General features: G+C 43.1%; 21 protein-coding genes. 20 read left to right on the plus strand and 1 reads right to left on the minus strand.

Annotated features, from left to right (window positions below; genetic code table 11):
* Position 1: 1 nt before the first annotated feature.
* The 13 genes from trpA to ypjB all read left to right on the plus strand — a co-directional run bounded on the left by trpA (position 2) and on the right by ypjB (position 11,471).
* The gene (trpA, locus tag HNR31_RS08860) at positions 2-766 is read left to right on the plus strand and encodes a tryptophan synthase subunit alpha (protein ID WP_228485718.1); all 765 of its coding nucleotides are present in this window, start codon (positions 2-4) and stop codon (positions 764-766) included.
* Between the two features lie 52 nt (positions 767-818).
* The gene (gene hisC / locus HNR31_RS08865; RefSeq protein ID WP_181555906.1) at positions 819-1,916 is read left to right on the plus strand and encodes a histidinol-phosphate transaminase; all 1,098 of its coding nucleotides are present in this window, start codon (positions 819-821) and stop codon (positions 1,914-1,916) included.
* Between the two features lie 69 nt (positions 1,917-1,985).
* Positions 1,986-3,089 (plus strand): prephenate dehydrogenase, encoded by a 1,104-nt coding sequence (locus HNR31_RS08870; protein WP_181555907.1) that lies wholly within the window; start codon positions 1,986-1,988, stop codon positions 3,087-3,089.
* A 15-nt stretch (positions 3,090-3,104) separates the two neighbouring features.
* On the plus strand, positions 3,105-4,394 hold the full coding sequence (aroA, locus tag HNR31_RS08875) for a 3-phosphoshikimate 1-carboxyvinyltransferase (protein ID WP_181555908.1): 1,290 nt from the start codon (positions 3,105-3,107) through the stop codon (positions 4,392-4,394).
* A gap of 94 nt (positions 4,395-4,488) precedes the next feature.
* Positions 4,489-5,391, plus strand: a complete 903-nt coding sequence (locus HNR31_RS08880) for a hypothetical protein (protein ID WP_181555909.1) — start codon at positions 4,489-4,491, stop codon at positions 5,389-5,391.
* Positions 5,392-5,406: 15 nt separating this feature from the next.
* Complete coding sequence (locus HNR31_RS08885; RefSeq protein WP_181555910.1) at positions 5,407-6,666, plus strand: tetratricopeptide repeat protein; 1,260 nt, start codon at positions 5,407-5,409, stop codon at positions 6,664-6,666.
* A gap of 62 nt (positions 6,667-6,728) precedes the next feature.
* Positions 6,729-7,262 (plus strand): ReoY family proteolytic degradation factor, encoded by a 534-nt coding sequence (locus HNR31_RS08890; protein WP_181556109.1) that lies wholly within the window; start codon positions 6,729-6,731, stop codon positions 7,260-7,262.
* An 83-nt stretch (positions 7,263-7,345) separates the two neighbouring features.
* Positions 7,346-7,807 (plus strand): YpiF family protein, encoded by a 462-nt coding sequence (locus tag HNR31_RS08895; protein WP_220129472.1) that lies wholly within the window; start codon positions 7,346-7,348, stop codon positions 7,805-7,807.
* 146 nt (positions 7,808-7,953) lie between these two features.
* Positions 7,954-8,460 carry a QcrA and Rieske domain-containing protein gene (locus HNR31_RS08900; RefSeq protein WP_181555912.1) on the plus strand — a complete coding sequence of 169 codons (507 nt, stop codon included), beginning with the start codon at positions 7,954-7,956 and terminating at the stop codon, positions 8,458-8,460.
* 3 nt (positions 8,461-8,463) lie between these two features.
* The gene (gene qcrB / locus HNR31_RS08905) at positions 8,464-9,138 is read left to right on the plus strand and encodes a menaquinol-cytochrome c reductase cytochrome b subunit (RefSeq protein WP_181555913.1); all 675 of its coding nucleotides are present in this window, start codon (positions 8,464-8,466) and stop codon (positions 9,136-9,138) included.
* 48 nt (positions 9,139-9,186) lie between these two features.
* Positions 9,187-9,954, plus strand: coding sequence for a menaquinol-cytochrome c reductase cytochrome b/c subunit (locus HNR31_RS08910; RefSeq protein WP_181555914.1), 768 nt, complete (start codon positions 9,187-9,189; stop codon positions 9,952-9,954).
* 78 nt (positions 9,955-10,032) lie between these two features.
* Positions 10,033-10,626 carry a lipoprotein heptaprenylglyceryl N-acetyltransferase LhaT gene (gene lhaT, locus HNR31_RS08915; protein WP_181555915.1) on the plus strand — a complete coding sequence of 198 codons (594 nt, stop codon included), beginning with the start codon at positions 10,033-10,035 and terminating at the stop codon, positions 10,624-10,626.
* A gap of 59 nt (positions 10,627-10,685) precedes the next feature.
* Complete coding sequence (gene ypjB / locus HNR31_RS08920; RefSeq protein ID WP_181555916.1) at positions 10,686-11,471, plus strand: sporulation protein YpjB; 786 nt, start codon at positions 10,686-10,688, stop codon at positions 11,469-11,471.
* Between the two features lie 86 nt (positions 11,472-11,557).
* Here the strand turns inward: ypjB and HNR31_RS08925 are convergent, their stop codons facing one another.
* The gene (locus tag HNR31_RS08925; protein ID WP_181555917.1) at positions 11,558-12,430 is read right to left on the minus strand and encodes a YitT family protein; all 873 of its coding nucleotides are present in this window, start codon (positions 12,428-12,430) and stop codon (positions 11,558-11,560) included.
* A gap of 135 nt (positions 12,431-12,565) precedes the next feature.
* Between HNR31_RS08925 and HNR31_RS08930 the strand changes: the two genes are divergently transcribed.
* Genes HNR31_RS08930 through HNR31_RS08960 form a run of 7 tightly spaced genes read left to right on the plus strand, consistent with a single transcriptional unit; the run spans position 12,566 to position 18,143 of the window.
* Positions 12,566-12,895, plus strand: a complete 330-nt coding sequence (locus HNR31_RS08930) for a nucleotide pyrophosphohydrolase (protein WP_181555918.1) — start codon at positions 12,566-12,568, stop codon at positions 12,893-12,895.
* A 13-nt stretch (positions 12,896-12,908) separates the two neighbouring features.
* A complete protein-coding gene (dapB, locus tag HNR31_RS08935; RefSeq protein ID WP_181555919.1) occupies positions 12,909-13,709 on the plus strand; it encodes a 4-hydroxy-tetrahydrodipicolinate reductase in 801 nt (266 codons plus the stop codon).
* Positions 13,710-13,726: 17 nt separating this feature from the next.
* The gene (mgsA, locus tag HNR31_RS08940; protein ID WP_181555920.1) at positions 13,727-14,149 is read left to right on the plus strand and encodes a methylglyoxal synthase; all 423 of its coding nucleotides are present in this window, start codon (positions 13,727-13,729) and stop codon (positions 14,147-14,149) included.
* Positions 14,142-14,852, plus strand: a complete 711-nt coding sequence (gene bshB1 / locus HNR31_RS08945; protein ID WP_181555921.1) for a bacillithiol biosynthesis deacetylase BshB1 — start codon at positions 14,142-14,144, stop codon at positions 14,850-14,852. The genes mgsA and bshB1 overlap by 8 nt, the downstream gene beginning before the upstream one ends.
* Positions 14,849-15,985: an N-acetyl-alpha-D-glucosaminyl L-malate synthase BshA gene (gene bshA, locus HNR31_RS08950; RefSeq protein WP_181555922.1), complete on the plus strand. Its 1,137-nt coding sequence runs from the start codon at positions 14,849-14,851 to the stop codon at positions 15,983-15,985. Before bshB1 ends, bshA begins: the two co-directional genes overlap by 4 nt.
* Positions 15,982-17,196, plus strand: coding sequence for a CCA tRNA nucleotidyltransferase (locus tag HNR31_RS08955; protein WP_181555923.1), 1,215 nt, complete (start codon positions 15,982-15,984; stop codon positions 17,194-17,196). Before bshA ends, HNR31_RS08955 begins: the two co-directional genes overlap by 4 nt.
* A complete protein-coding gene (locus HNR31_RS08960; RefSeq protein ID WP_181555924.1) occupies positions 17,154-18,143 on the plus strand; it encodes a biotin--[acetyl-CoA-carboxylase] ligase in 990 nt (329 codons plus the stop codon). The genes HNR31_RS08955 and HNR31_RS08960 overlap by 43 nt, the downstream gene beginning before the upstream one ends.
* Positions 18,144-18,231 lie beyond the last annotated feature (88 nt).

The raw sequence follows: 18,231 nt of genomic DNA on the forward strand, positions 1-18,231 counted from the left end.
GATGTTTATTCCTTTTATTGTTGCTGGTGATCCACATCCAGATGTAACAATCGAGCTGGCGCTTGCGCTCGAGGAGGCAGGCGCCGATATATTAGAGCTTGGCGTCCCTTATTCTGATCCGCTGGCAGATGGACCGATTATTCAACGAGCAGCGGCACGGGCGTTGCGTCATCGGATGACACTGCAAAAAGCGATGGAGTTAGTGCCTGAGATGAGAAAAAAAGGCGTAAAAATACCAATTATTATCTTTACGTACTACAATCCTGTGTTACAATTAGGAGAAGAATCCTTTTTCGCTTTAGCGCGAAAAAATGGGGTGGATGGCATCCTTATTCCTGATTTACCATTTGAAGAAAGCGAACATATTCGAAAGCGGAGTGCTGAAACCGGGATCTCGTTCATTTCGTTAGTTGCACCGACGTCTAAACGACGAATCAAAGCGATCGCTTCCCATGCTCAAGGATTTTTATATTGTGTATCATCGCTGGGAGTGACGGGGATTCGTGACACATTGCCGGATGAATTAGGCGAGTTTTTAGAGGAAGTCAAGCGATATAGCCGCGTTCCAGTTGCTGTAGGGTTTGGGATTTCTTCGAGCGAGCAAGTGAACATGCTGAAAGACCGCTGTAACGGTGTAGTGATCGGCAGTGCGCTTGTGCGAAAAATCGAGCAGCTGGCCGATAAGTTGCAGCAGGAAGAGACAAAAACGGATGCACTAAACGAATTTCGCAGCTACGCCCAATCATTGGTTGCACCGTTAGAATGAAATGTCTTGAACCCGGTGGACAAAGTGCAAATTTTCACAATGGGGTGAGAAAATGAAAATTAAAAATCAGTTACAAGGGTTACCTCCTTATCAGCCAGGAAAACCGATAGACGAAGTGAAACGGCAATATGGGTTAACCAAAGTCATTAAGCTTGCTTCCAATGAAAATCCGTACGGCTGTTCACCATCTGTGAAAGAAGCGATCGCGAAAGAGCTAGATCAGCTTGCCATATATCCAGACGGATATGCGCGCAAGCTTCGCGAAAAAGTCGCCGAACATGTAGGGGTGAACGAAACACAATTGATTTTCGGCAACGGTTCTGATGAGCTTGTACAAATTATTTGCCGCGCCTTTTTATCAGCTGAAACGAACACAGTGATGGCGACTCCGACGTTTCCACAATACCGTCATAATGCGACGATCGAAGGGGCGGAAATTCGTGAAATCCCTCTTGTCGATGGTCGGCACGATCTCGAAGGAATGCTTGCCGCGATCGATGAACAAACTCGCGTTGTCTGGATTTGTAATCCGAACAACCCAACAGGGACGTATGTCAATGAATCAGCGTTATTATCATTTTTACAGAAAGTCCCAAGACACGTTCTTGTCGTGCTCGATGAGGCCTATTATGAATACGTCACAGCGGACGATTATCCAGAGACGGTTCCGCTGCTTCGCCAATATGATAACATCATGATTTTACGTACGTTTTCCAAAGCATACGGATTAGCGGGGTTGCGCATCGGTTATGGCATTGCGAGCGAAACACTTGTTCGTCAAATCGAACCGGCGCGTGAGCCGTTCAATACATCAATTGTGGCTCAAGCTGCAGCGATTGCCGCTTTAGAGGACCAATCGTTCATCAAAGAATGCGTGGAGAAAAATCGACGAGGGATGGAAACTTTTTATCGCTTTTGCCAAGAAAATGGGTTACACTACTATCCATCTGAAGCGAACTTTATTTTGATTGATTTTGGAATCGAAGGAAACAAAGTGTTTCAATACTTGCTAGAGCGCGGCATTATCGTGCGCTCCGGCAATGCGCTTGGGTTTCCGACTTCTGTACGAATTACGGTTGGCTCCGAGGAACAAAACGCACAAATTTGCGAAGCGTTACAACAAATGATCAAAGAAAAACAGCTTGTATAAACGGACGGATAACGCGCCCATTGCTTATTGGGCAGCAACGGGCGCGCGTAAAAAGAGAAGGTGAAATCGTTGAAAGGAAACATCTTTGTTGTTGGACTTGGATTGATTGGGGGATCGCTAGCGTTAGCGATTAAAAAAGAGCATTCAGAGGCTACGATCATCGGATTTGATGTCAATGAAGACGAAGCGAAGTTAGCGCGCTCGTTAAAAGTGATTGATGAAATTGCTGTTTCCCTTGAAGACGGCATGGAGCGCGCCGATGTCATTATTTTAGCGACACCCGTTATGCAAACAGAAAACATTTTAGCTGACATGCTGGAATTTCGCCTCAAGGAAACGGTAATCGTTACCGATGTTGGCAGCACGAAGCAACGAATTGTCAAGCAAGCAGAACGATTATTACAGCGGGGAATTACATTTATCGGTGGTCACCCGATGGCAGGTTCACATAAAAGCGGCGTTACTGCAGCGAGAGCACATTTGTTTGAAAATGCATTTTATGTATTAACACCGACATCAGAAGTTCCTTCCGACAAAGTTGAAAGATTGCAAGAATGGTTGAAAGGAACAAAAGCGCAATTTGTCATTCTTTCGCCGAGAGAACATGATCGAATTACTGGCGTCATTAGCCACTTTCCGCATATTATTGCCGCTAGTCTTGTTCATCAAGCGCAGCAATATGAAAGTGAACATGCGCTTGTCAGCCGCCTAGCAGCGGGTGGATTTCGTGACATTACGCGCATCGCTTCAAGCAATCCGGAAATGTGGCGTGATATTTTCATACATAACAAGGAAGAACTTCTCGCCCTGTTTGACCGTTGGCTGTCGGAAATGAACATGATCCGTTCATTGGTCGAGCAAGAGAACAGCGAGAAAATTTATCATTATTTTTTAACAGCCAAACAATTTCGTGATGGGTTACCGGTGAGAACGAAGGGAGCGATTCCGTCATTTTACGATTTATACGTCGATGTTCCTGATTATCCGGGCGTTATTTCCGAAATTACAGGCTATTTAGCAAAGGAAAACATCAGCATTACGAATATTCGCATCATTGAAACGAGGGAAGAAATTTACGGGGTGCTTCGGCTTAGCTTTCAAAGCGAAGAAGACCGAGCGAAAGCAAAAGCGTGCATCAAGAAGCATACAAATTATGAAACGTACGAAGTGTGAGGAGAGGAGAATCCTATGCAACCATTGCGGACGAATGTCTCGTCGCTGAACGGAACGATTCATGTTCCGGGCGATAAATCGATTTCGCATCGCGCTGTGATGCTGGGAGCGATCGCGAACGGGACAACGAAGATTTCGAACTTTTTAACGGGAGAAGATTGTTTAAGTACGATTGACTGTTTTCGTAAAATGGGTGTTTCAATTACGCAAAACGGAAGTGAAGTCGTTGTCGAAGGAAAAGGAATTAACGGATTACAAGAACCAAAAGAGATTTTAAATGTTGGAAATTCCGGAACCACGACACGATTATTGCTTGGTATTTTGGCTTCCTGCCCGTTTCATGCGTGCCTCATTGGCGATGAATCGATTGCGAAACGGCCGATGGCACGGGTAACGAAGCCGCTGCGCATGATGGGAGCGCATATTGATGGGCGGGATCATGGTAACTATACGCCGCTTTCGATTCGCGGAGGGAGCTTAGAGGCGATTCAATATGAATCACCGGTAGCCAGTGCACAAGTAAAATCAGCCATTTTATTGGCGGGGTTACATGCTCGCGGCACGACGTCCGTTACAGAGCCACACCAATCGCGCGACCACACCGAACGCATGGTGCGATTATTCGGCGGCGAAGTTGTAGTAGATGGTGTAACTGTTTCTGTTACCGGATCACAGCAACTAACAGCGACAAGCATATACGTTCCTGGTGACATTTCTTCAGCTGCCTTTTTCTTAGTGGCTGGTGCGATTGTGCCGAACAGCGAGATCGTCTTAAAAAATGTTGGTTTGAATCCAACAAGAACAGGCATTATCGACGTACTTCAACAAATGGGAGCGGACATTGTAATTGAAAATGTCCGAAATGAAGAAACAGAGCCGCTCGGTGACATTACGATCCGCACTTCCGAATTAAAGGGGACGGAAATTGGTGGTGCCCTCATTCCGCGCCTAATCGACGAAATCCCGATCATCGCCCTGTTAGCTACACAGGCGGAAGGAACGACGGTCATTAAAGACGCAAGCGAGCTGAAAGTGAAAGAGACAAACCGTATTGACACCGTTGTATCAGAGTTACGAAAACTAGGGGCCGATATTGAAGCGACAGAAGACGGGATGATCATTCACGGAAAAACTCCGCTGAAGGCGAATGGAACGATCGTCGATAGCCATGGTGATCATCGCATCGGTATGATGCTGGCTATTGCTGCCTGCCTCGCCAAAGGAGAAGTCTTTTTGCAACGCCCTGAGGCGATTGCGGTTTCGTATCCGATGTTTTTTGCGCATCTTCACTCTTTAATAGAATGACGAAAAGGCAAGAAGCCGTGTTACGGTTTCTTGCTTTTTTATTCATATGTTTCTCATTTCCTTCATAGCTTGTCTTAAAAGGAGGGATGAAAACATGCCTTATATTATTGATGAAGCACATTTAGTAAAAAATCAGCGAATTGAGCGCTGCTCATTAGTTGTTGACGGGAATCGCATTGATTACATAAGCGGTCAGACAAAGCAGTATCAATGGATTCGCATGCCGGTAAGAGAATTTTTGCTGACACCCGGGCATGTTATGCTTGACTTTTCTTTTCAACAGCCGCGTACTTTTTCCGAATTTAAGCAATATGTACAGCAACACTTGATTGCAAGAGGATGTACAACATTGCTTGCTGTATGTGATGTTGTATATGAAAAACAATTACCAAAAGCATTACAACAATTGCGACAACATTTATTAAACAGCCCCATTGATTATTTCATCGGTGTGAAGATCCCTCTCCGTACGCTAACTCCATCATTTGTTCGAACATGCAAACGGCTGAAAATTCCAGTCATTTTTATTGACTTGCAAGGGGACGAAGTATTGCACGATATCCCATGGAGCTGGATTTACGAAGCGCTGTATGCGTATCCGCTTACGTTCGTTCCACATTGGATGAACAATGAACGATCAAAAAAGCTAGAAGCGCTCTGGTGCAAGGTGTTATACGCTAATCGCCTGCCATTTGTCCCGTTTTCACTACAAGAGCGTACACCATTGTCGTTAGACGTATTGAAGAAAATTGGTATTTATCCACAAAAAGGAGATCTGCGCATTGGTGGCGAAGTAGATTATAACCTGTATGAGCATGAGTTATTGAGCCGTTTAGTTGCTCAAAATGAGATTGTCGATTATGATAATCATGTTCCTGTTATTACAGTTCATAAAGGAAGACTGTTAAAAGTACAGGAGCAATTCTTTTTCTACCCCGGCTTTGGCAAAGAGCGAACGATTCGCGCGCCGGGAATGTTTTCCGCATACTTTGAGTAAGGAAGGGTTTTATACATGAAACGAATCGACGAAATCGTCCAGCTTGTTGAAAACGGGGAAATTGAAAAAGCGTTAGCGCTCGTTCCAAAAGTAAAAGCGGAATGTAGCGATGAAGAAAAATATATGCTCGCGGAACACTTGTTTTCGTGGGGAATGTTAGATGAAGCTCGCGCGATTCTCGAGGAGCTGGCGCTTCGTTATCCCGATGAAGGAGACGTGTTGCTATTTTTAGCAGAAGTGTATACGGAGCTTGATGAAGAGGAAAAGGCGCTCGACATTTTAGCGGACATTGACGAAGACGACCCGTTGTTTCCACGTGCGTGCTTGCTTGCGGCAGACCTTTATCAAATGCAAGGGTTAGAGGAAGTGAGCGAACAAAAGTTAAAGAAAGCATATGAGAAAATGCCCGATGAGCCGATTGTTCAGTTTGCTCTTGCTGAACTTTATTTTGCGAACGGACATTATCAAAAAAGCATCGACTTTTATCAGAAAGTATTGGAAAAAGAGACGACCATTGCTGGAACATATATTCCACAGCGGATGGCCGAAGCGCTTAGCTTACTCGGAGAGTTTGAACAAGCACTTCCATATTATGAGCAAGCATTACAGGAAAAAGTGGATAGCCATACGTTGTTCGGCTACGGATTTACCGCATTTCAAGCGGAATATTATCAAACCGCCATTGAAAAATTCACAGAACTAAAAACTCTTGACCCAGAATATGTACCATTATATTTGTATTTAGCGAAAGCTTATGAGCATGAGGGACAGCTCGATCAAAGCTATGAAACAGCCAAACAAGGATTGGCGATTAATGAATGGAACAAGGAGTTATTGTTATATGCTGGAAAAATTGCTTTGAAACTTGGAAAAGCGGATGAGGCGGAACCGTTCTTACGTAAGGCAATTGAAATCGATCCAGGATATATTGAGGCACTGCTGACGCTAACAAAAGTATTATTGCATCAAGAACGCTATGAGGACGTAGTTGCTTACATCGAAGAATCGATCAAACAAGGAGAGTACGATCCGCAATTTGAATGGGATTTAGCTCGTGCCAAACATAAGCTAGAGATGTATTCCGATGCATTAAATCATTACCAAGAGGCATATACTTTCTTTAAGAATGACGTCGACTTTTTGGAAGAATATGGTTATTTTCTTATTGAAGAAGGACAGCGCAAGGAAGCAAAAGCCATTTTTCAAGAGATCGTTCGCATCGATCCTACACATACAGAGGCAGCGCATATGTTACTTGAGCTAGAAGAAGAATAATGTACGTGTATCGGGGGAACATGACCTCTTTCTTGGAAAACGATAGAGGAGGGAAGCAAATGATGGCCCATGTATCCGTAAATGAGAAAAAGGAGTTTATTCGCTGGTTTTTAAGTCATTATCAACTCAAAAGACGTGAGTGTGTATGGATTTTAAACTATTTAATGAGCCATGACCAGTTGATGCAAAAAGTTCATTTTGTCGAAAATGCTCAATATTGCCCGCGTGGCATCGTTATGTCCACCCATTGTGTGGACGACGTGCCGTTTCGTTTTTATAAAGGAAATGTAATGACAACAGATGCAGAAAAATCATTTCATGACATTCGTTTAAACCGCGATGAAGATATTTATATTCAGCTGAATTTCCGTGCTTCCTTCCATTCGCCGCAATACGTCGCCGTATTAGAAGAAAATCCATACGCACCAAAGCACTTGTATGTAAATGAAAAAGACCAGATGTTAGCAGAACAATTTTTAGAAAAATCGCTCCATGATTTTCAAAAAGAACGCCTAATGAAGCTTATCGATGAGGCATTAGATCGCCAAGATGAAGAAGAATTTAAGCGATTGACAGAAAAGTTAAAACGATTATAACACCTTGCTGCCGGCAAGGTTTTTCTTTTTGGCTGTAAATATGGTATGTTGATAAGGGATGATTTTGTAAAAAAGAGGAGAGAATGAGTGTGAAGTGGACCGTCAATGATGTGGAATTGTATTTAAAAGAAAAAGACTATATTGATACCGCGGTGATTCCGCTTATGCCGCTTTCGCTTTCTAGCGGAGCGAAGGCTACTGCTTCTGTGGGGGAATTCGTTCAACTGTTGACAGGGGAACTGGAGCGACAATTAAAAGGACGGCTATTTTTATTACCACCGTTTACTTATTTCGTGACGGAACGACATGAGGAGCGAGTTCGGCGACTAGCAGAATGGACAAGAGAATTAAAGGAAAACGGTATGAAACACGTGTTTTATGTAGCGTGCGACCGTGAATGGAAGGAAGCAGAATCCAAGCTGGAAGGGACGCTTTTTTCATTGCCGATGATTCCGTTTTATGATATGGACGAAACGTACAAGCAACAAGTCATTCACGAACAAATATCTCAATTGTTAAGCGCATTCATTTCGCAATGGACATAGATGGATATTTTTTGAATGTTAGCGATTACACTGATGATAATATTGACCTTGTCGGCGTCTTGAGCTATCATTAGAATGTCCTAGTTTTATATGTGTTATACGATTCTGTCCGGATGGACTTAACTTTGTATAGAGGGGGGAAAACGATGAGCAACAAACATCGGGTGTCTAGACGTCAATTTTTAAACTACACGTTAACAGGTGTTGGCGGATTTATGGCTGCTGGAATGTTAATGCCGATGGTGCGTTTTGCACTCGATCCGATTCTAAAGGAAGAAGCTGGTGCAGAGATGGTACCGGTGGCGCAAGTAAAGGATATCACGACAGAGCCTCAACGCTTTGACTTTAAAGTCAAAGTGAAAGACGCATGGTATGAATCGGAAGAGCCGAAATCTGCGTGGGTGTATAAGAATGAGAAAGGCGATATCGTCGCATTATCTCCAATCTGTAAACATCTTGGCTGTACGGTCAACTGGAACGCTGATAAAGAACACCCAAATCAGTTTTTCTGTCCGTGTCACTATGGACGTTACACAAAAGATGGTACCAACGTTCCGGGAACACCGCCTATGCATCCGTTAGACCGTTACGAATACAAGGTCAAAGACGGCAAATTATACTTAGGTAAAGCGAAACCACGAGGGGGGGCGTAATACGTGTTAAATAAGATTTATGACTGGGTGGACGAACGTCTAGATATTACGCCTTTGTGGCGCGATATCGCTGACCATGAAGTTCCGGAACATGTGAACCCGGCACACCATTTTTCTGCGTTTGTTTACTGTTTTGGCGGATTAACATTCTTTGTCACGGTCATTCAAATTTTATCTGGAATGTTTTTAACGATGTATTATGTTCCGGATATTAAAAACGCTTGGGAATCTGTATATTACTTACAAAATGAAGTCGCGTTCGGGCAAATTGTACGCGGTATGCATCACTGGGGAGCAAGTCTCGTTATCGTCATGATGTTTTTACATACATTACGTGTCTTTTTCCAAGGTGCGTACAAAAAACCACGTGAGTTAAACTGGATTGTTGGCGTATTAATTTTCATGGTTATGATGGGACTTGGCTTTACAGGATACTTATTGCCTTGGGATATGAAAGCGTTATTCGCGACAAAAGTAGGTTTACAAATTGCAGAGGCAACTCCTGTCATCGGAACAGCGGTGAAAACGTTACTTGCTGGTCACCCTGAAATCGTCGGTGCCCAAACGTTAACGCGTTTCTTTGCGATTCATGTGTTTTTCTTACCGGGAATATTGCTGGGGTTAATGGCTGCCCACTTCTTAATGATTCGCAAACAAGGGATTTCTGGTCCGCTGTAAAATGTACAGGCTGTTCATGAGAGCCTATGAGAAAAAGGAGGGGAACATATGCATCGCGGAAAAGGGATGAAATTTGTCGGCGATTCCCGCGTTTCTGCCGTAAGAAAGCCGAATATTCCGAAAGACTATTCGGAATATCCTGGGAAAACAGAAGCGTTTTGGCCGAACTTCTTATTAAAAGAATGGATGGTCGGTTCCGTCTTTTTAGTCGGATTTTTATGCTTAACCGTTGCTCATCCGTCTCCATTGGAACGTATCGCTGATCCAACCGATACGTCGTATATTCCGCTTCCAGACTGGTATTTCTTATTCTTGTATCAATTGCTCAAATATTCGTATGCGTCAGGTCCTTATACGGTGGTTGGCGCTATTATTATACCGGGCCTTGCCTTTGGTGCTTTGTTGTTAGCGCCGTTTTTAGATCGTGGACCGGAGCGTCGTCCGACGAAGCGGCCAGTGGCGGTAGGAATGATGTTGTTAACGCTTGCTGCAATGATTTTCCTTACTTGGGAGTCAGTTGTTACTCACGACTGGAAAAAAGCGGCTGAACAAGGGAAAATTCGTGCACAAGTGGAAATTGATAAAAACGCCGAAGGATATAAAATTGCTCAAGCCAATACATGCACAACATGTCATGGCGAAAACCTTTCTGGTGGAGCAGCAGCACCTTCACTTGTTGGCACAGGCTTAAAACCGGAAGAAATCGCGAAAATTGCGAAAAACGGTAGAGGTAACATGCCACCGGGCGTCTTTAAAGGTACAGACGAAGAGTTGAAAAAGCTTTCTGAATTTATCGCAGGATTAAAAGAAAAATAATGATACACAACAGAAAAAAAGCTGGCTACTGTTAGTCAGCTTTTTTCTTTACGGCTACATAGAAAGTAGGTGTAACATATGAAGTGGATATTTCCTTTCCTTATTCATCGTTCCGTTTTATGGATGTTATTGATTGTTAATATCATCGGAACTGTTTATGGATACATATGGTATGGTAACCAATTATCTGAAACTCCCGCGAAATTTTTATTATTCGTTCCTGATAGTCCGACGGCCAGTTTATTTTTTGTATTCGTGCTTATTGCTTTTTTACTGAAACGAAATTGGCCGCTAATGGAAGCGTTGGCAATCGTGACATTGTTTAAATACGGCATTTGGGCGGTTGTCATGAATATATTAGTATGGAAGGTAACTGGAACGCTTGATCCGATTGCTTGGATGCTCATTTTATCACACGGGGCGATGGCGATCGAAGGGATCGTGTACGCGCCATTTTATCGTATAAAATGGCCACATTTAGCCGTTGCCGCGATATGGACCTTACATAATGATGTCATTGATTATGTGTTTCGTATGTTACCGCGATATAGTGTCCTTGAACAATATATTCCACAAATCGGCTACTTCACATTTTGGTTAAGCATTGCTTCCATTAGTATTGCATATGTTCTATGTGTTCGAAACGATCGCCTTCACTTTCCGTTAAAATAATGGTCTACTCTTGTCCACCTCCTCATACATTGATAGTAGTTAGCGGAGGAGGGACAAGAATGAGGCGAATATCGCTATTGTTTATGATAATAATATGTTTATTTCCGATCATTACTTACGCTGCTTCCGATCAAGCAGGCTGGGAAAAGCTTGATCAAATTTCCGATACAGCATTACAGCTGGCAAAAAACGAACGCTTTGAGGAAGCGAAGGAAGTACTCACATATTTTTCGAAAGAGTTTTTGAAATTGCATGCCCGTGAACAACTTAAATCGGCGGATGAGCTTCGTGCCATTACGATTACCCATGAAGGTGCCTTAAAAACGCTTACTGCATCCACATTGCCAACAGAAGAACGCATTGACAAGGTCATCCAATTTCGGCTTGTTGTGGATGCCATTCATTCGACTCATCAACCACTTTGGTCGGAAATGAAAGAACCTATTATGGAGGCGTTCCAACAACTCAAGCAAACAGTTGAGAGAGGAGAACAGCAAGCATTTGAAACATCCCTTCATCAGTTTTTAAATCAATATGAAATCATTGAACCAAGTGTAAAAATTGATGTTGAGCCAGAATGGGCCAAGCAAGTGGATATCGACTTACAGCGGTTACAAACTCCGCAATTCCGGCAACTAAGTCAAGATGAGCAAATGAAACAACTGAATGATATGGAACAACACTTGCAAGCGGTATTTGACCATGTGAAAAAAGATGAAGCAGACTCATCATTATTATGGGTAATGATTTCTACAGGAAGCATCATTATTTTAACGTTAACCTACGTCGGTTGGCGCAAATATCGCGGTGAAAAAGAAAAAAATCGGACACATGAGCAAGAATAAAAGTAACGTTTTATACGCGACGCTAAAAGGGGCTGCGCTAGCCCCTTTCGTAATATTCTTTGGTAACCATATTTCTCAATAAAAGACTAATTTTCAATCGGTCGTTTATTTTCATCAAGAGTAAAGCCCTCGCCCAGCACATCGTGTACATCGCTCACCGCTACGAATGCATGAGGGTCAACAGAAATAATAACGCTTTTTAAGCGCGGCAATTCATTTTTAGCGACGACGCAATACAATACATCGCGGTCGCGCTTCGTATATGAACCCCTTCCTTTTAATATCGTTACCCCTCGTTCCATTTCCGTCAAAATTTTATTCGCGATTTCTTCACTTTTTTCCGAAATAATCGTCGCTCCTTTTGCCGCATATCCTCCTTCTTGCATAAAATCGATCACGCGAGCAGCGACAAAGACAGCGACAAGCGTATACATCGCTTCACGATAGGAAAGGTATAAAAGCAGCGAAAGAGTAATCACGACGGCATCGAACGTAAACATCGTTTTTCCCATGCTGATGCCTTTATATTTATAAATAAGCCGAGCAATAATATCGACACCACCTGTCGTTCCACCGTAACGAAAAATAATTCCAAGTCCAATTCCAATAAATACGCCGGCAAATAACGCGGCTAACGTTAAATCATGCTTGAGCGGCATATGAATCGTATAGCGCTGAAAAATCCAGAGAAAAAGCGATAATCCCACTGTTCCGATAATCGTATATAAAAACGAATTGCGACCAAGCAATTTCCATCCGATAAAAAACAGAGGAACGTTGAGCACCAAATTTGTAATCGATGGATCAATCCCAAACAGGAAATAAAGAAGCAGCGTAATGCCAGTAAATCCCCCCTCAGCCAAATTATTTTGCATATTAAAATGGACAAGCCCAAATGCAAAAATCGCAGCACCAAGTAAAATAAAAAAGATATTTTTTATTTTCAGCCCGAAAACCATAATCACCCTCCATATATCCAGAAATAGTTGGCGCCCTTAATTATAGAGGAAGTTTTTCATACAAGCAATGTAGCGCAAAAATATTTGTCAAAACCCTCTCTTTTAGCTAACATGAAAGAATGAGAGGTGACATTCATGCAAGAAAAAACGATGAAACAGCTTCAACAAGAAGTCGATGCGTATATTAGTCAATTTAAAGAAGGATATTTTAGTCCGCTTGCCATGCTAGCAAGACTGACAGAAGAGCTTGGGGAATTAGCTCGTGAAGTGAATCATTATTATGGTGAAAAACCGAAGAAAAAGACGGAGAAAGAAAAAACGATTGAGGAAGAATTAGGGGACTTATTATTTGTACTCATTTGTTTTGCCAATTCACTTCACATCGACCTTCAACAAGCTCATGATCTAGTTATGGAAAAATTCCGTACGCGTGATCAACATCGCTGGACAAGAAAAGAGGAATAGGAGTGGAAAAATCATGCAAAAGATTAAAGTAGTTGTGGCAGGCCCGCGTGGACGTATGGGACGAGAAGCGGTCTCTCTTGTTCATCATACTGATCATTTTGAACTTGTCGCTGTAATCGATCGTATCAATGATGGTGGAAATTTGGCAAATATCGATGGTTTTGCCGGGATTGAAGCTCCGATTTTCACCGATATTGAACGCTGCTTTCAAGAAGTGAAGCCGGATGTTCTTATTGATTTGACAACGCCGGAAGCCGGAAAAAAACATACGGAGATTGCTTTGCAATATGGAGTTCGTCCTGTTGTCGGTACGACCGGCTTTACGGAGGAGGACTTGGAGCGGTTAACAAAATTAGCGGAGGAAAAAGGACTTGGAGCGATTATCGCCCCGAATTTTGCAGTTGGTGCGATTTTAATGATGAAGTTTGCCCAAATGGCAGCGAAATACTTTACTGATGTTGAAATTATCGAGCTGCATCATGATCAAAAACTTGATGCCCCGTCTGGAACAGCGGTGAAAACTGCCCAATTGATTTCCATGGTGCGACCAACGAAAAAACAAGGACATCCAAATGAAAAAGAAACGCTTGAAGGCGCACGCGGAGCTACGTATGATGGGATTCCAATTCATAGCGTTCGTCTCCCGGGTCTTATCGCGCATCAAGAAGTCATTTTCGGCGGTCATGGACAAGCATTAACAATTCGCCATGACTCGTTTCACCGTGCTTCATTTATGTCCGGAGTAAAGCTTTCCGTTGAGACGGTGATGAACTTACATACTCTCGTGTACGGTCTTGAACATATTATTGAATAATCAATGGAGGTGTCCTTTTGAAAATCGCGTTAATCGCACATGATAAGAAGAAAGCCGATATGATTCAATTTGTCACGGCTTACAAAGCTGTATTAGAACAGCATGAACTGTATGCGACAGGAACAACCGGCTTGCGTATTCAAGAAGCGACAGGGCTGCACGTGCATCGTTTTCAATCAGGCCCATTAGGCGGCGATCAAGAAATTGGGGCGATGATTGCACGAAATGAAATGGATATGGTGCTGTTTTTCCGTGATCCGTTAACGGCGCAGCCGCACGAGCCGGATGTCAGCGCGCTCATTCGTCTATGCGATGTATATTCTGTTCCTTTGGCAACCAATATGGGCACGGCCGAAATTTTAATCAAAGGACTGGAGCGCGGCGATTTTGCATGGCGCGATATTATTCATAAAAGACAAGGTGAAACATATGATGAGTGAACGATTGCACATCTTAGCGTTTGGGGCACACCCGGATGATGTCGAAATCGGCATGGGCGGAACGATTGCCAAATATGCAAAAAAAGGTTATCGAATTGGCATTTGTGATTTAACATTAGCTGAATTGTCTTCAAACGGAACGGTAGAGATACGCCAACAAGAAGCAGCGAAAGCGGCTGCAATTTTAGGGGTGTCCGTCAGAATCAACCTTGGTCTTCCCGACCGTGGATTGTACCGGACGGAAGACGCGATTCGCCGCATCGTTTCCGTTATTCGAACGTACCGTCCGCAAGTTGTGTTTGCTCCGTATTGGGTCGATCGTCATCCTGATCATGGGCATTGTGGGGCTCTTGTCGAGGAAGCTGTGTTTTCAGCGGGAATTCGTCGTTATGAGTCAGCACAATTGCCAGCTCATCGCGTCAATCATTTATACTACTATATGATTAATGCATGCGAGCGCCCGAATTTTGTCATTGATATTAGTGAAACGATCGATGCGAAACTGGACAGTTTGCGTGCGTACGAAAGCCAATTTACAAAAACAGCTGAATCTGTCGATACTCCATTAACGAACGGGTATATTGAAATGGTTGAGAGCCGGGAACGATTATGGGGAAAAGAGGTTGGTGTCGCCTTTGCCGAAGGATTTATGACGAAAAAACCTATAATCATCTCAAACGATTTGTTAGGAGAGAAGACATGAGATTAAAAATAGGAATTGTTTGTTATCCAACTGTCGGCGGTTCAGGGGTTGTCGCCACAGAATTAGGAAAATTATTAGCAGAGAAAGGGCATGAAATTCATTTCATCTCATCAAGCATGCCGTTTCGCTTGAATAAATTGTATGGAAACATCTATTATCATGAAGTTAGCGTGAATCAATATTCTGTTTTTCAATATCCGCCATACGATTTAGCACTAGCGAGCAAAATTGCGGAAGTCGCTAAACGTGAAAAGCTTGATGTGCTGCATGTACACTATGCGATTCCGCATGCCGTTTGTGCTGTGCTTGCACGACAAATGGTCGGCGAGCATTTGAAAATTGTCACGACTCTGCATGGTACGGACATTACGGTTCTTGGATACGATCCATCGTTAAGCGATATGATTAAATTTGGTATTGAACAATCCGACATTGTTACTGCTGTTTCAAATGCTCTTGTCAACCAAACGTACGAACTGCTTGATGTTCAAAAACCGATTCGTACCGTTTATAACTTTGTTGATGAGCGCGTGTACCGTAAAAAAAATGCTGCTCATTTAAAAGAAGAATACGGTATTCGTGAGGATGAGAAAGTGCTCATTCACGTATCCAATTTTCGTCGGGTAAAGCGAGTACCGGATGTCGTTCGCGCTTTTTCGCTCATCCGAAAGCAAATTCCAGCGAAGCTATTGCTTGTCGGTGACGGACCAGAAATGATCGTTGTTTGCCGTTTAGTGAGACAGCTTGGCTTAACAGATGATGTACGCTTTTTAGGAAAACAAGAGAAATTAGAGGAACTGTATTCAATCAGTGACGTAAAATTACTTTTATCAGAGAAGGAAAGTTTTGGGCTTGTGTTGCTGGAAGCGATGGCGTGCGGCGTTCCATGTATTGGTACGAGTATTGGCGGTATTCCGGAAGTGATTGAAGACGGAGAGACAGGATTTCTCTGTGAACTAGGAAATATCGAAGAAGTGGCGGAAAACACGTTGCGAATTTTAATGGACGATCACCTTCATACATACATGGCAGAGCGCGCACTCCGGACCGTTTATGAAAAATTTCATTCCCAACAAATCGTACAACAATATGAAGACATTTATATTTCGCTCGTAAAAGAGGTGAAGGGATGAAAGAACCATTCCAAACAGCGCTTGGCATCATTCGCACATTGCAACAACATGGACATGAAGCATATTTTGTCGGAGGAGCGGTGCGCGATCTATTACTAAACCGGCCGATTGGCGATGTCGATATTGCGACATCTGCATTGCCGGAAGAAGTGATGCGCCTATTTCCGAAAACGATTGCCGTTGGTCTTGAACATGGAACGGTCGCTGTAATACACGAGGGAACGCCGTATGAAGTAACGACGTTTCGCACTGAAGGAAAATACGAAGATTACCGTCGACCTGAATCGGTGACGTTTGTTCGTTCACTTTATGAAGATTTACAGCGTCGCGACTTTACGATGAATGCCATTGCGATGGATGAACATGGACAATTGATTGATCCGTTTCATGGACAAGAAGCGATTTCAAAGCGTATTATTCGTACTGTTGGCAATGCGAAGGAACGCTTTTCCGAAGATGCGTTGCGAATGATGCGCGCGCTTCGCTTTGTTAGCCAATTAGGGTTTCAACTTAGCGAGGAAACAAAACAGGCGATCATCGAACACACTTCACTTCTTGCCCATATTTCTGTTGAGCGAATCACGATCGAATTTGAAAAATTAATGGAAGGACCGTTTGCCCAACAAGCTTTTTCCTTGTTAGTGGAAACGCAATTATTTTTGTATTTACCGGGGCTTCGCGCCAAGGAAGCGGAACTTCGAACGCTCATCGATTATGACTGGACAGCTCTTTCTTCGCGTGGACAGCGGTGGGGATTTCTTTGCTACATGCTTCATCTATCGGATGCTCATTCATTTTTACGTGCTTGGAAATTACCAAACCGTCTTATCAAGGAAGTTGAAGCGATTTTACACATTATGAACATAATCCAGTCATATGCGGATTGGACAAAAGAGCGTTTGTACGAATTCGGGATTGAACATTCCTGCGCAGCGGAAGCGATTCGTTCCCTTATATCTGGGGAGTCAATCTTAGAAAATCAGAACCGATTGCAACAGTTATTCGCTTCTTTGCCAATTAAAGAGCGAAAAGAATTAGCGATTAACGGAAAAGATTTAATCGAATGGTACAAGCGTCCGAGCGGACCATGGATTGCGGATATGTTGGCGATGGTAGAGCGGGCTGTTATCAATGGGGTCATCGATAATAAAAAGGAGCAAATAAAGGAGTGGCTCATTCCGTGCAATCAGAAACACGAAAAAAACTGCTAGAGTTATTTTCTGAGGCAAAAGGCGATTTTATTTCCGGACAAAAAATTAGCGAAATTCTTGGCTGTTCACGCACAGCCGTATGGAAGCATATCGAGGATTTACGCAAAGAAGGGTTTGAATTAGAGGCGGTGCGCCGCCTCGGCTATCGCATTGTGAACACACCGGATAAAGTGACGGCGAATGAAATTCAGCTCGGCTTAAAGACGGAAACGCTTGGGCGATACATTCATTTTGAAGAAGAAGTTACATCGACGCAAACAATTGCGCAAAAATTAGCGTATGAAGGGGCAAAGGAAGGGACGCTTGTTGTGGCCGAACAGCAGATAGCTGGCCGTGGACGTATGGCGCGGAATTGGTTTTCTCCAAAAGGAACAGGGATATGGATGAGCTTAATTTTACGCCCGCCGATTCCGCCGCAAAAAGCTCCTCATCTGACATTGCTGACAGCTGTTGCGATCGCTCAAGCGATTCAGGACGTTACAGGTCTTGTTCCCGATATTAAATGGCCGAACGATATCTTAATTAACGGGAAAAAATGTGTGGGCATTTTAACCGAATTACAAGCCGAACCAGACCGTATCCATTCTGTTATTATCGGAATGGGGATTAATGTCAATCAAACGGTCGAACAATTTCCGGAAGATATTCGTGCCATCGCTACATCGCTAGCCATTGAAAAAGGAGAAAAAATCAAACGTGCTGAATTAGTTCAAGAAATTTTATTCAAAATAGAGATGCTTTATCGTCAATATTTACAACATGGCTTTCGACCAATTAAATTATTATGGGAAGGGTATGCGATTAGCATTGGCAAAGAAATTACCGCTCGAACATTGAGCGGGACGCTTCGTGGAATGGCGCTTGGTATTACGGACGAAGGAGTATTAATGCTCGAAGATGCCGATGGCAACATTCATTATATTCACTCCGCTGATATTCAATTATAAAACATTCGTCTGGAAAAATTATTAAAATTTTGTTAAAATACGAACGGAAGCGGTAAGGATAGCTTCGCGCATTCCGAAAAAGGGCAGT

The sequence above is a fragment of the Thermaerobacillus caldiproteolyticus genome, from assembly GCF_013761245.1.
Taxonomy (GTDB): Bacteria; Bacillota; Bacilli; order Bacillales; family Anoxybacillaceae; genus Thermaerobacillus; species Thermaerobacillus caldiproteolyticus.

What these genes read in the sequence shown, in the direction of transcription:
- HNR31_RS08880 (WP_181555909.1), top strand. Translation starts at nt 4,489, where the DNA reads ATGCCTTATATTATTGATGAAGCACATTTAGTAAAAAATCAGCGAATT.
- trpA (WP_228485718.1), top strand. Translation starts at nt 2, where the DNA reads ATGTTTATTCCTTTTATTGTTGCTGGTGATCCACATCCAGATGTAACA.
- bshB1 (WP_181555921.1), top strand. Translation starts at nt 14,142, where the DNA reads ATGAGTGAACGATTGCACATCTTAGCGTTTGGGGCACACCCGGATGAT.
- HNR31_RS08930 (WP_181555918.1), top strand. Translation starts at nt 12,566, where the DNA reads ATGCAAGAAAAAACGATGAAACAGCTTCAACAAGAAGTCGATGCGTAT.
- dapB (WP_181555919.1), top strand. Translation starts at nt 12,909, where the DNA reads ATGCAAAAGATTAAAGTAGTTGTGGCAGGCCCGCGTGGACGTATGGGA.
- hisC (WP_181555906.1), top strand. Translation starts at nt 819, where the DNA reads ATGAAAATTAAAAATCAGTTACAAGGGTTACCTCCTTATCAGCCAGGA.
- lhaT (WP_181555915.1), top strand. Translation starts at nt 10,033, where the DNA reads ATGAAGTGGATATTTCCTTTCCTTATTCATCGTTCCGTTTTATGGATG.
- HNR31_RS08955 (WP_181555923.1), top strand. Translation starts at nt 15,982, where the DNA reads ATGAAAGAACCATTCCAAACAGCGCTTGGCATCATTCGCACATTGCAA.
- HNR31_RS08925 (WP_181555917.1), bottom strand. Translation starts at nt 12,430, where the DNA reads ATGGTTTTCGGGCTGAAAATAAAAAATATCTTTTTTATTTTACTTGGT.
- HNR31_RS08895 (WP_220129472.1), top strand. Translation starts at nt 7,346, where the DNA reads ATGAGTGTGAAGTGGACCGTCAATGATGTGGAATTGTATTTAAAAGAA.
- ypjB (WP_181555916.1), top strand. Translation starts at nt 10,686, where the DNA reads ATGAGGCGAATATCGCTATTGTTTATGATAATAATATGTTTATTTCCG.
- HNR31_RS08900 (WP_181555912.1), top strand. Translation starts at nt 7,954, where the DNA reads ATGAGCAACAAACATCGGGTGTCTAGACGTCAATTTTTAAACTACACG.
- aroA (WP_181555908.1), top strand. Translation starts at nt 3,105, where the DNA reads ATGCAACCATTGCGGACGAATGTCTCGTCGCTGAACGGAACGATTCAT.
- bshA (WP_181555922.1), top strand. Translation starts at nt 14,849, where the DNA reads ATGAGATTAAAAATAGGAATTGTTTGTTATCCAACTGTCGGCGGTTCA.
- HNR31_RS08890 (WP_181556109.1), top strand. Translation starts at nt 6,729, where the DNA reads ATGGCCCATGTATCCGTAAATGAGAAAAAGGAGTTTATTCGCTGGTTT.
- HNR31_RS08885 (WP_181555910.1), top strand. Translation starts at nt 5,407, where the DNA reads ATGAAACGAATCGACGAAATCGTCCAGCTTGTTGAAAACGGGGAAATT.
- HNR31_RS08910 (WP_181555914.1), top strand. Translation starts at nt 9,187, where the DNA reads ATGCATCGCGGAAAAGGGATGAAATTTGTCGGCGATTCCCGCGTTTCT.